The following is a 12,116-nucleotide window of genomic DNA, read 5'->3' as shown; positions in this document are numbered from 1 at the left end:
GCCACGATGAGCTACAACGTCTCCCCTGTCGGCTTCGTGCGCTCCTGCTTCAAGGAGAAATTCGCCATCCCTCGCCAGCCACAACTGGCCCCGGCGGCCCGCGGGGTGCTGGAGTTGGTGGCACCGTTCGATCAGGGTGAAGCGGTTCAGGGGCTGGAACAGGTCAGTCACGTCTGGCTGCTGTTTCTGTTCCACCTGGCGCTGGAAGACAAGCCACGCCTGAAGGTGCGCCCGCCGCGCCTGGGTGGCAACCAGTCGATGGGCGTGTTCGCTACCCGCGCAACCCATCGTCCCAATGGCATCGGCCAGTCAGTGGTCAAGCTGGACAAGGTCGAGCCTGGGCGGCTCTGGCTGTCCGGCATCGACCTGCTGGATGGCACGCCGGTGCTGGACATCAAGCCCTACGTACCCTACGCCGATGCAATTGGCGGTGCGACCAACTGCATCGCCAGTGCTGCGCCAGCCCTGATACCGGTGCACTGGCAAGACGCCGCGCTGCAACAGGCTCGCGAACACGCGCTGCGCCTGAATGAGCCGCTGGTCGAACTGATCGAGCAGTGTCTGGCCCAGGACCCGCGCCCGGCCTATCAGCTGCCCACGCCGGAACGTCGCTATGGTGCTCAGTTCTGGGATCTGGACGTGCGTTGGCACTACCCGCAAGCGGGTGTGATTTGCGTGCTGGAAGTGCTGCTCGCCTGAAGCTGCTGCTTGCCTAAACTGATCGAGGTGACAAATCCCGCGCAACAAAAACCCGCCTGATCCAGTCAAGGACGAGGCGGGTCTTGTGCAGCCGGTTTACTTCTCGACGAAAGCACGCTCGATCAGATAGTCGCCCGGCTCGCGCATACGCGGCGATACGGTCAGGCCGAAGCTGTTGAGCACTTCACTGGTCTCGTCGAGCATGCTTGGGCTGCCGCACAACATGGCACGGTCGTCCTGCGGGTTGATCGGCGGCAGGCCGATGTCGCTGAACAGCTTGCCGCTGCGCATCAGGTCGGTCAGACGACCTTCGTTCTCGAAGGGCTCGCGGGTGACCGTCGGGTAGTAGATCAGCTTGTCACGCAGCGCTTCACCGAAGAATTCATTCTGCGGCAAATGCTCGGTGATGAATTCGCGATAGGCGACTTCGTTCACGTAACGCACGCCGTGGCAGAGGATGACCTTCTCGAAACGCTCGTAGGTTTCGGGATCCTGGATGACACTCATGAACGGCGCAAGGCCGGTGCCAGTGCTCAGCAGGTAAAGATGCTTGCCCGGCTTGAGGTCGTCCAGCACCAGCGTACCCGTAGGCTTCTTGCTGATGATGATTTCGTCACCTTCCTTGAGGTGCTGCAACTGGGAGGTCAGCGGGCCGTCCGGCACCTTGATGCTGAAGAATTCCAGATGCTCTTCCCAGTTCGGGCTGGCAATCGAATAGGCACGCATGAGCGGACGACCGTTTGGCTGCTGCAGACCGATCATCACGAACTGACCGTTCTCGAAACGCAAACCAGGGTCGCGGGTGCACTTGAAACTGAAGAGGGTGTCGTTCCAGTGGTGGACGCTGAGGACACGCTCGTGGTTCATGTTGCTCATGTACGTGAGGACTCCTGAAAAAATAGTGCGCGCAGAAGCACTGCGCTATTGCGCGACATTCTAGTGGCAGACACAATATCTGTTAAATGAATTATCAAGATATAGGTTATCGGTTATATAGATATGCGATTTACTCTCCGTCAGCTCCAGGTATTTGTGGCCGTCGCCCGGCAGGAAAGCGTCTCCAAAGCCGCGGTACTGCTTTCGCTTTCGCAGTCGGCTGCCAGCACCTCCATCACCGAGCTGGAGCGCCAGTCGAGCTGCCAGCTATTTGACCGCGCCGGCAAGCGCCTCAGCCTCAACGCCACCGGCAGGCAATTGCTGCCGCAAGCCGTCGCGCTGCTCGATCAGGCCAAGGAAATCGAAGACCTGCTCAATGGCAAGTCAGGCTTCGGCTCCCTGGCGGTCGGGGCTACGCTGACGATCGGCAATTACCTGGCGACGCTGCTGATCGGCGGCTACATGCAGCGCCACCCGGAAAGCCAGGTCAAGCTGCATGTCCAGAACACTGCGCATATCGTGCAACAGGTCGCTCACTACGAGATCGATCTGGGCCTTATCGAAGGCGATTGCAGCCACCCGGACATCGAAGTGCAATCCTGGGTCGAAGACGAACTTGTGGTGTTCTGTGCCCCGCAGCATCCGCTGGCCAAACGCGCTCAGGTTACGCTGGAAGAGCTGACCCACGAAGCCTGGATCCTTCGGGAACAAGGCTCGGGCACGCGCCTGACGTTCGATCAGGCGATGCGTCATCACCGTAACGGGCTGAATGTCCGGCTGGAGCTTGAGCACACCGAAGCGATCAAACGTGCAGTCGAATCCGGGCTGGGCATTGGCTGCATCTCCAGACTGGCGCTGCGCGATGCCTTTCGTCGCGGCAATCTGGTGGAGCTGGCCACGCCCGAGCTGGACCTGGCCAGGCAGTTCTATTTCATCTGGCACAAACAGAAATACCAGACCTCAGCCATGCGCGAGTTTCTTGAGCTGTGCCGCGCATTCACCGCCGGAGTTCAGCGCAGCGACGAAATCGTGCTGCCAAGCCTGTATTGACGCGTCTGTATCGAAAGGCATCAGCCCAGCAGAATGATCGCCCACACCAGACCGATCATGCTCAGAGCGATGAACTGGGCAGCGCTGCCCATGTCCTTGGCGTTCTTGGACAGCGGGTGCAGGTCCAGCGAGATGCGGTCAATGGCCGCCTCTACGGCCGAGTTGAGCAGCTCGACGATCAGCGCCAGCAGGCACACGGCAACCAGCAGGGCATGCTCACCCTTGCTGACGTGCAGGAAAAACGACAGCGGGACCAGGACCACGTTGAGCAGTACCAACTGACGGAAAGCCGCTTCACCTTTGAAGGCAGCGCATAAACCGTCCAGTGAATAACCTGCGGCATTAAGAATACGTTTCAGACCGGTTTGGCCTTTGAAGGGCGACATAGAGAGGCTGCTGTGTAAAAAGATGAGGAAAGCTAAGGCAATAAAGGTCAAAAAAGCGTGAATACTGGAACCTGAAAGCCGTCAGCTGGACGAAATGGACTCAAGCTGCTGTAACAACAATGCTGCCTGGGTGCGCGTGCGTACGCCAAGCTTGCGGAAAATCGCCGTGACATGTGCCTTGATGGTGGCTTCGGACACGCTGAGTTCGGAAGCAATCTGCTTGTTCAGCAAGCCTTCACAAACCATCGTCAACACTCGAAACTGCTGCGGCGTCAGGCTGGCAAGGCCTGCGCTGGCGGCCTTTGCCTCGTCTGAAACACTGATCACTTCATTGACCTGCGGCGGCCACCAGACGTCACCATCAAGCACCGTGCGTACCGCCTGCTGAATGACTTCCAGCGAGCTGGATTTGGGAATGAAGCCACTGGCACCAAACTCTCTGGAGCGCACCACGATGGAGGCTTCTTCCTGCGCCGAGACCATCACCACCGGTATCTGCGGATACTGGCCACGCAACAGGACCAGCCCAGAGAAGCCATAGGCCCCTGGCATGTTCAGGTCCAGCAGAACCAGATCCCAATCAGCCTTCTCCGCCAGGCGCGACTCAAGCTGGGCAATGCTTTCTGCCTCGACCAGCCGTGCGTCAGGCCCCAGACCGATGCTCAGCGCCTGATGCAGCGCACTGCGAAACAGGGGATGATCATCGGCGATCAGGATGTCGTAGGTCATGTAATGATCCTGTTTTTATAGTGAGGGACCGACGAATCGGCCACCCAGCGAGGCTGGCGAACGCGCAGTGCGCAACCCAAAACGGGCGCCGGCGCAATGCCAGACCAGATGAATCGGCTTCCAGGCGGCGCCAAGCATGCCCAGCATGGCCATGACGGTCAAGCGCGAAGCGTCGATACCCGAGAACATAGATGGCAATTAGCCAAACCAGTGGACTTCGGCAGCCCCTTGTTATGAACAGCCTTCAAATGAACGCTTTCAAATGGGTATGCGCCACGTCGTCGGAATCAATCGGATTCTGATACTTGGCGCCCAGATAATGAGCGCTGAACACGTCCAGATAAGCATCCAGCACTCCGCTGGCGCTGGCATCACCGGCCAGCTCCAGACACAGGGCGGCCACTTCCGCCGTGCAGAAGTGATCGTCGCGCCTTGATCGACGCAAACGGTAGCGCGAGATCTGCTCGGGCTCCAGACTCAATACTGGAAAACGCTCCAGATAAGGGCTCTTGCGAAACATCTTGCGTGCTTCGGTCCAGGTGGCATCCAGCAGAATGAACAGCGGGCGCTTGCCATCCAGGCGCGAAACCGTATTCACCACGCGGTCCTCGGCAACAAACTCACCGGGAAAAACGATGTAAGGCTGCCACTGCGGGTCATCCAGCAAGGCGAGCAATTGCTCATCGACCTCTATCCGCGACCAGAGAAAGGCATGAGTGTCCTTGATGACGTCGGCGATCAGCCAGCCGGTGTTGGTCGGTTTCAAGGGCTCGGTGTCATACATCAGCAGGCAGATGCCTGACTCGGCAGCGACGCTGGGTCGCCATTCGCACAGGCAATAGCTGGAAATCACCCGGCAATCCGGGCAGCGCGGCGCGCGCGAGCCTCGGGCAATGAAAGGCCTGGTACTGCGGGCCAGACGCTCATCGCGCAGGCGGGAAACGGCATGGCTCATTACAGGACACGCCTGCGGGGGAAAGACATCGACACCACAAAGACTCGGCAGGATTAAAGTCCGCGCAGTTTATCAGAGCCCCGGCACTTCAACGCGCTTTCGGTCCGCAGGCCTGTTTTCGTACAGAGCCTAGGCCCGATGAAGGCTCCTGCTCTATACTGCTGCGCCATCGCACCCCGCGCTATCGGTGGGCTGCCCGGAACGCACTTTGAAGTCGCTGGTCCAACGGCCAGTTACTTAACCAGGAGAGTTTAATGCTGCGCCTTATCGTACCCACCCTTACGCTTTTGCTCGTTGCTCCACTGTGCGCCCAGGCGGCGTCGAAACAGGAGTTCGAACTCAGCAAGATGCTGGAAAAAGTCGCTAAGGAAAGCAGTGTCGGCACGCCGAGAGCGATCAACGAAGACATCCTTGATCAGGGTTACACCGTCACCGGCAACCAGTTGATCAACCACTTGAGCGTTCGTGAAGGCCAGGCTCAGCAGATGCGCGCCAATCCGGACGTGATGCGCAACCAGTTGGGCAACAGCGTTTGCCACAACAATGGTTTCCGCCAGTTGATGACCAAGGGTGCCGTCCTCAAGTATCAGTTCACTGAGTACAAGACCAACCGCCCGGTTGCGACGCAAACCTTTCAGGCTTCCGACTGCACTGTAAAACCCAAGCAATAAGCCATATCCGACATGTAACCTCCCCCGCGCGCCTGTCCCTCAGGCGCGTCAGTCGAGCAACTCTCAAGACATCCTGCAACTAATCCACCCTGGCAATGAACAGGGAATGGGTAGCCTTTCGCTTCAAACCGGGACATCATCGATTCAACACGCCCCATCGGGCCATTGATCCAGCAGGAGGAAAAATCCCGAATGCCGTATGTACCTGACGATCTTCTATCCCGACACTTCCAACGCGATGGTCTCGACCTGACCAGCCAGATTGAAGAGCACATCAATGAGGTGGCTCCGGGCACGAAAAACCTGCCGCTGTACCGCGACATGATGCTCACGGTGTTGCGCATGGCCCAGGATGACCGCAACCGCTGGGACGTCAAGATAACGCTGCAAACCCTGCGCGAACTGGACAAGGCCTTTCGGGTGCTCGAACGTTTCAAGGGCCGCCGCAAAGTCACTGTATTCGGCTCCGCTCGCACACCGGCGGAACATCCGCTGTACGCACAGGCCAGAGAGCTGGGTGAAAAGCTGGCCCGCTCCGACATGATGGTCATCACCGGCGCGGGCGGCGGCATCATGGCGGCAGCCCATGCCGGTGCAGGCTTGAAACACAGCCTTGGGTTCAACATTACCCTGCCCTTCGAACAGCACGCCAATCCGACAGTTGAGGGCAGCGAAAACCTGCTGCCCTTCCACTTCTTCTTTACGCGCAAGCTGTTCTTCGTCAAGGAAGCCGACGCGCTGGTGCTATGCCCCGGCGGCTTCGGAACTCTGGATGAAGCCCTGGAAGTGCTGACATTGATACAAACCGGCAAAAGCCCGTTGGTGCCTGTTGTATTGCTGGATACGCCTGGCGGAAGTTTCTGGCAAGGTGCACTGGACTTCATCAAGCATCAGTTGCAGGACAATCACTACATTTTGCCAGCCGACATGAAGCTGATGAGACTGGTTTACAGCGCCGATGAAGCGGTGGAAGAGATCAACCGGTTTTATGCCAACTTCCATTCCAGCCGCTGGCTGAAAAACAAGTTCGTGATCCGTATGCATCATGCGCTGAACGAACAGGCCCTGGAGCACATGCAGGACGCGTTCGCTGACCTGTGCATCAATGAAAACTTTCATCAGCACAGTTATCAGGGCGAAGAGCACGATGAAGCGCAATTCAGTCACCTGACACGGCTGGCGTTCACGTTCACAGGACGCAATCAGGGCGGGCTTCGGGAACTGGTGGATTACATCAATCAACAGGAAAACTGGGAAGACGACGCTTCAGCGCCAAGGGACGCAGCTCGGAACCGGGCGCCACAGTAAGCGCCCGGATAGATCAGTCATCCCCGCCACGGCCGCTTAACAGGCGGCCGATCATTTCCAGCGGATAGCCGCGATAACTCAAAAAACGCCCCTGCCTGGCTCGCTCACGAGCATCGACAGGCAGAGCACCGGCAAACTTGCGCTGCCAGAGCTCGTGAAGCTTCTCCTGCCAATCAATGCCGCACTCCCTGAGCGCCTGCTCGATGTCGGCACGTTGTAAACCACGCTGACCCAGCTCTTCTCGAATACGAACAGGACCGTAGCCCGAACGTGCCCGATAAGAAACGAAGCTTTCAAGGTAACGGGACTCGGAGAGCAAACCTTCCTCGACCAGACGATCAAGGGCTGCATCGATAAGCTCGGGGGGAGCGCCGCGCTGACGCAGTTTACGCGTCAGCTCGACTCGACCATGCTCGCGACGTGCGAGCAGGTCCATTGCAGTGCGCCTGACGGCGACGGGTGTATCGAGCACGGCAGGCATGGCTATCAGATATCGACATCTGCTTCAGACATGTCATCGGCAGCCACTGCTTCACGGGAGCCGACAGCCTTGGTATCAACGCCAGGGGTCAGCAACTTGTCGCGGATCTGCTTCTCAAGCGCTTTGCAGATTTCCGGGTTATCTGCCAGGAACTTGGCCGAGTTGGCCTTACCCTGACCGATCTTGCTGCCCTGGTAGCTGTACCAGGCGCCGGACTTCTCGACAAAACCATGCAGAACGGCCAGATCGACGATTTCGCCATTCAGGTAGATACCCTTGCCGTAGAGAATCTGGAACTCGGCCTGACGGAACGGCGGAGCTACCTTGTTCTTCACGACCTTGACGCGGGTTTCGCTGCCGACAACTTCATCGCCTTCCTTGACCGCGCCTGTACGGCGGATGTCCAGACGTACCGAAGCGTAGAACTTCAGCGCGTTACCACCGGTAGTGGTTTCCGGGCTGCCGAACATCACGCCGATCTTCATGCGGATCTGGTTGATGAAGATCACCAGGCAGTTGGCGTTCTTGATGTTACCGGTGATCTTGCGCAGCGCCTGCGACATCAGACGCGCCTGCAGACCCACGTGCATGTCACCCATTTCGCCTTCGATCTCTGCCTTGGGTACCAGCGCAGCAACGGAGTCGACCACGATCACGTCGATGGCATTGGAGCGCACCAGCATGTCGGTGATTTCCAGCGCCTGCTCACCGGTATCCGGCTGCGAAACCAGCAGGTCGTCGACGTTGACGCCCAGCTTGCCGGCGTATTCCGGATCCAGTGCGTGCTCGGCGTCGACAAAGGCACAGGTAGCACCCATTTTCTGGGCCTGAGCGATGACCGACAGCGTCAGTGTGGTTTTACCGGAAGACTCAGGACCGTAGATTTCCACGATCCGGCCTTTCGGCAGACCGCCAATACCGAGTGCGATATCCAGACCCAGCGAACCGGTGGAGATGGCAGGGATCGCCTGGCGATCATGATCGCCCATGCGCATCACGGCGCCTTTACCGAACTGACGCTCGATCTGACCCAAGGCCGCAGCCAAGGCTTTCTTCTTGTTGTCGTCCATTGAAGTCCTCACGTAATCAAATTCAATTAGGGCCTTGATGGCCACAACACCTGTATAAGTAGACAGTATTATTCCACAGCAGTGAGCGCGCGCCTACCCCTGTTTTGGCATTTCTCCGCGTGCAAGCTGTATCAGCCCGTGCAGCGCGGCTTCGACCGTCTGTCGACGGACCTGATCACGGTCGCCATCGAAGTGGCAACGCCGGGCGATCAGCGCATCATCCTTGCCCCAGCACAGCCACACAGTACCGACCGGTTTGTCCGGCGAACCGCCGCCAGGCCCCGCGACACCGCTGACCGCGACGGCGAATCGTGCACCGCTTTCACGCTGTGCGCCTCGCACCATGGCCTCGACAACCGGCTGACTGACCGCCCCGACCTGTGCGAACAACACCTCGGGCACCCCTAACTGGCGGGTCTTCTGGGCATTCGAATAGGTCACGTAGCCCGCTTCGAACCACGCCGAGCTGCCGGCAATGCGCGTGATCGCTTCGGCTATTCCGCCCCCCGTACAGGATTCGGCAGTGGTCACTTGCGCGCCCATTGCACCCAGAAGCCTGCCAAGCGTATCGGCAAGCCCGGTTATCTCATCCTCGGTGTAATCGTTCATGCTAAAAAGCCTGTAAAGGTGAATCCTGAGGCAGCGCACCTGCCGCGCAACGGGGCTGAGCATGCTGCTTTACTGGTCATTTTTCCTGCGCCCGGGCTTTTTGACCGTTTCCACCGTGGTTTCTCTCGGCCTTTTTCTGGCTTCTTCCAAAGGAATGAAGCGCCCGCTGACAGAGTCCCTTGCTCGTTTGTTCTTCATATAAAAGTCCTTTTTTATAAGTTACCGTCCGGTTATCGGGTGGCAGCGATGAAAGTCTATACGCCAAATCGGGATGCATGGCTGTCTGGAAACGCCCGGTCACCAATACGCGGGAAGCCACGCGGTCACTGCACCACCCGGTCGAGCGTGATAACCTTGCCGCCATCGCACATACCCGGCAGACGCCCCTTGCTTCAGACAAGGGACACCCGTCGCGTCTCAAGGTTGCCTCACTCCTCTCAAGAACTTGCCTAAGCCACTGATGAATAAAGCAATTTCCGACCTCTCCGCACACACTCCGATGATGCAGCAGTACTGGAAACTGAAAAACCAGCACCTGGATCAACTGATGTTTTATCGCATGGGCGATTTCTACGAGATCTTCTACGAAGATGCGAAGAAAGCCGCCAAGCTGCTCGATATAACCCTGACCGCACGCGGCCAGTCGGCAGGTCAGAGCATTCCCATGTGCGGGATTCCCTACCACGCAGCCGAGGGTTATCTGGCCAAGCTGGTGAAACTGGGCGAATCGGTGGTGATCTGCGAGCAGATCGGCGACCCGGCTACCAGCAAGGGGCCGGTGGACCGTCAGGTGGTGCGGATCATCACGCCAGGGACCATCAGCGATGAGGCCCTGCTCGACGAGCGCCGCGATAACCTGATCGCCGCAGTGCTGGGTGACGAACGCCTGTTCGGCCTCGCGGTACTGGATATCACCAGCGGTAACTTCAGTGTGCTGGAGATCAAGGGCTGGGAGAACCTGCTGGCCGAGCTCGAGCGCATCAACCCGGTCGAGCTGTTGATCCCGGACGATTGGCCACAAGGTCTGCCTGCCGAGAAGCGCCGTGGTTCTCGACGTCGCGCGCCTTGGGATTTCGAGCGCGACTCAGCGCACAAAAGTTTGTGTCAGCAGTTTGCAACCCAGGACCTGACGGGTTTCGGTTGCGAAAACCTGACGCTGGCCATCGGTGCTGCCGGCTGCCTGCTGAGCTATGCCAAGGAAACCCAGCGTACCGCCCTGCCCCATCTGCGCAGCCTGCGTCACGAACGTCTCGACGATACCGTGATCCTCGATGCCGCCAGTCGCCGTAATCTGGAACTGGACACCAACCTGTCCGGAGGCCGTGACAACACCCTGCAATCGGTCATGGACCGCTGCCAGACCGCAATGGGGACACGGTTACTGACCCGCTGGCTGAACCGGCCATTGCGCGACCTGACCATCCTTCAGGCACGCCAGACGTCGATCACCTGTTTTCTGGAACGCTATCGCTTTGAAAACCTGCAGCCACAGCTCAAGGAAATCGGCGACATTGAGCGGATTCTGGCGCGCATCGGCCTGCGTAACGCGCGGCCACGTGACCTCGCTCGCCTGCGCGACGCCCTGAGCGCCCTGCCCGAGTTGCAACAGGCGATGACCGATCTGGAAGCGCCGCATCTGCAGCAACTTGCGCAGACCGCCAGCACCTATCCCGAGCTGGCCGATCTGCTGCAGCGCGCGATCATCGACAACCCGCCAGCCGTCATTCGTGACGGTGGCGTTTTGAAGACTGGCTACGACGCTGAGCTGGATGATCTGCAGTCTCTGAGCGAAAACGCCGGCCAGTTCCTGATCGACCTGGAAGCCCGCGAAAAAGCCCGCACCGGTCTCGGCAACCTGAAAGTCGGCTACAACCGCGTACATGGCTACTTTATCGAGCTGCCAAGCAAGCAGGCCGAGCAGGCGCCGGCTGATTACATACGCCGCCAGACCCTGAAGGGCGCCGAGCGCTTTATCACGCCCGAGCTCAAGGAGTTCGAAGACAAGGCGTTGTCGGCCAAGAGCCGCGCCTTGGCTCGGGAAAAGATGCTCTACGAAACGCTCCTCGAAGACCTGATCGGTCATCTTGCGCCGCTTCAGGATACGGCGGCGGCGCTGGCCGAACTGGACGTGTTGAGCAACCTTGCGGAGCGCGCGCTGAATCTGGACCTCAATTGCCCACGCTTTGTCGCCGAACCCTGCATGCGCATCGAGCAAGGCCGTCATCCGGTGGTGGAACAGGTTCTGAGCACGCCTTTCGTTGCCAACGACCTGGCGCTGGACGACAGCACTCGCATGCTGGTCATCACCGGCCCGAACATGGGCGGTAAATCGACCTATATGCGTCAGACGGCGCTGATCGTGCTGCTGGCCCATATCGGCAGCTTCGTGCCCGCTGCCAGCTGCGAACTGTCGCTGGTCGACCGGATCTTCACGCGCATCGGCTCCAGCGACGACCTGGCGGGAGGACGCTCGACGTTCATGGTCGAAATGAGCGAAACGGCAAACATCCTGCACAACGCTACCGATAAAAGTCTGGTGCTGATGGACGAAGTGGGGCGCGGCACCAGTACTTTCGACGGCCTTTCGCTGGCCTGGGCGGCAGCCGAGTGCCTCGCGCAGCTGCGCGCCTATACACTGTTCGCCACGCACTATTTCGAACTGACGGTGTTGCCGGAAAGCGAACCGCTGGTGACCAATGTGCACCTCAACGCCACCGAGCATAATGAGCGCATCGTGTTCCTGCACCGCGTCCTGCCAGGGCCTGCGAGCCAGAGCTACGGTCTGGCCGTGGCGCAACTGGCCGGGGTGCCGGGCAAGGTCATCAGCCGCGCCAAGGAACACTTGCAGCGTCTGGAAACCACCAGCCTGCCGCACGAGCAGCCGCGCGCCAAACCCGGCAAGCCCGCAGTCCCGCAGCAGAGCGATATGTTCGCAAGTCTGCCGCACCCGGTGCTCGACGAGCTGTCGAAGGTCAAGGTCGACGATATGACCCCGCGGCAGGCGCTGGATTTGCTATACACATTGCAAACTCGCCTGTGACGCGAAGCGTTACATACTGTTAGAATCCCGCGCGGTTTGGGACGCTCTCGGCTTTTAGCCTGGTCGAGGCGTTTTTCGAGCCGCGTGAAAATGCAGCGAACCATCGGTAGGTAGCAGGGACAGGTAGCAGACGCCGCAGTCTTACCGCTTCAAGGCCACCCACCAAAAGCACGTGTTTTCATAGGGCCGGGAAACCTCCCGAACCTGGCACCCCTGTCTGGAAGGGCTCTGCCGCAGCCGCC

General features: G+C 59.2%; 13 protein-coding genes. 5 read left to right on the top strand and 8 right to left on the bottom strand.

Going from position 1 to position 12,116, the window contains the following annotated elements:
* Positions 1-6 precede the first annotated feature (6 nt).
* Positions 7-699, top strand: a complete 693-nt coding sequence (tsaA, locus tag PI739_RS02610) for a tRNA (N6-threonylcarbamoyladenosine(37)-N6)-methyltransferase TrmO (RefSeq protein ID WP_271351731.1) — start codon at positions 7-9, stop codon at positions 697-699.
* A gap of 96 nt (positions 700-795) precedes the next feature.
* Here tsaA and fpr read toward each other — a convergent pair whose 3' ends face one another.
* Positions 796-1,575 (bottom strand): ferredoxin-NADP reductase, encoded by a 780-nt coding sequence (gene fpr, locus PI739_RS02605; RefSeq protein ID WP_002554680.1) that lies wholly within the window; start codon positions 1,573-1,575, stop codon positions 796-798.
* 123 nt (positions 1,576-1,698) lie between these two features.
* On the opposite strand from fpr, the gene PI739_RS02600 reads away from it, so the two are divergent.
* Positions 1,699-2,625, top strand: a complete 927-nt coding sequence (locus tag PI739_RS02600; protein WP_003339525.1) for a LysR family transcriptional regulator — start codon at positions 1,699-1,701, stop codon at positions 2,623-2,625.
* Positions 2,626-2,645: 20 nt separating this feature from the next.
* Here the strand turns inward: PI739_RS02600 and PI739_RS02595 are convergent, their stop codons facing one another.
* From PI739_RS02595 to PI739_RS02580, 4 genes are all read right to left on the bottom strand, one after another.
* Complete coding sequence (locus PI739_RS02595; RefSeq protein WP_003364775.1) at positions 2,646-3,011, bottom strand: diacylglycerol kinase; 366 nt, start codon at positions 3,009-3,011, stop codon at positions 2,646-2,648.
* 81 nt (positions 3,012-3,092) lie between these two features.
* The gene (erdR, locus tag PI739_RS02590) at positions 3,093-3,740 is read right to left on the bottom strand and encodes a response regulator transcription factor ErdR (protein WP_003433336.1); all 648 of its coding nucleotides are present in this window, start codon (positions 3,738-3,740) and stop codon (positions 3,093-3,095) included.
* 15 nt (positions 3,741-3,755) lie between these two features.
* The gene (locus PI739_RS02585) at positions 3,756-3,938 is read right to left on the bottom strand and encodes a hypothetical protein (RefSeq protein WP_072365702.1); all 183 of its coding nucleotides are present in this window, start codon (positions 3,936-3,938) and stop codon (positions 3,756-3,758) included.
* A gap of 46 nt (positions 3,939-3,984) precedes the next feature.
* Complete coding sequence (locus PI739_RS02580; protein WP_248685298.1) at positions 3,985-4,695, bottom strand: tRNA-uridine aminocarboxypropyltransferase; 711 nt, start codon at positions 4,693-4,695, stop codon at positions 3,985-3,987.
* 254 nt (positions 4,696-4,949) lie between these two features.
* Here PI739_RS02580 and PI739_RS02575 point away from each other — a divergent pair, with 254 nt between their 5' ends.
* Positions 4,950-5,366 carry a quorum-sensing-regulated virulence factor family protein gene (locus tag PI739_RS02575; RefSeq protein WP_003364781.1) on the top strand — a complete coding sequence of 139 codons (417 nt, stop codon included), beginning with the start codon at positions 4,950-4,952 and terminating at the stop codon, positions 5,364-5,366.
* Positions 5,367-5,558: 192 nt separating this feature from the next.
* Positions 5,559-6,674: an LOG family protein gene (locus tag PI739_RS02570; RefSeq protein ID WP_054080761.1), complete on the top strand. Its 1,116-nt coding sequence runs from the start codon at positions 5,559-5,561 to the stop codon at positions 6,672-6,674.
* A 13-nt stretch (positions 6,675-6,687) separates the two neighbouring features.
* Here the strand turns inward: PI739_RS02570 and recX are convergent, their stop codons facing one another.
* The 3 genes from recX to PI739_RS02555 form a co-directional block, all read right to left on the bottom strand.
* Positions 6,688-7,155: a recombination regulator RecX gene (gene recX / locus PI739_RS02565; protein WP_003433342.1), complete on the bottom strand. Its 468-nt coding sequence runs from the start codon at positions 7,153-7,155 to the stop codon at positions 6,688-6,690.
* A 5-nt stretch (positions 7,156-7,160) separates the two neighbouring features.
* Positions 7,161-8,225, bottom strand: a complete 1,065-nt coding sequence (gene recA / locus PI739_RS02560) for a recombinase RecA (RefSeq protein ID WP_002554688.1) — start codon at positions 8,223-8,225, stop codon at positions 7,161-7,163.
* A 93-nt stretch (positions 8,226-8,318) separates the two neighbouring features.
* Positions 8,319-8,834 carry a CinA family protein gene (locus PI739_RS02555; protein ID WP_003433344.1) on the bottom strand — a complete coding sequence of 172 codons (516 nt, stop codon included), beginning with the start codon at positions 8,832-8,834 and terminating at the stop codon, positions 8,319-8,321.
* 472 nt (positions 8,835-9,306) lie between these two features.
* Here PI739_RS02555 and mutS point away from each other — a divergent pair, with 472 nt between their 5' ends.
* On the top strand, positions 9,307-11,874 hold the full coding sequence (mutS, locus tag PI739_RS02550; RefSeq protein ID WP_195843816.1) for a DNA mismatch repair protein MutS: 2,568 nt from the start codon (positions 9,307-9,309) through the stop codon (positions 11,872-11,874).
* Positions 11,875-12,116: the final 242 nt, after the last annotated feature.

Source organism: Pseudomonas cerasi (assembly GCF_027983475.1).
In the GTDB taxonomy this organism is placed as follows: Bacteria; Pseudomonadota; Gammaproteobacteria; order Pseudomonadales; family Pseudomonadaceae; genus Aquipseudomonas; species Aquipseudomonas cerasi.
The sequence above is the reverse complement of the archived record's forward strand: the minus strand, read 5'-3'. Positions and strand labels throughout refer to the sequence as shown.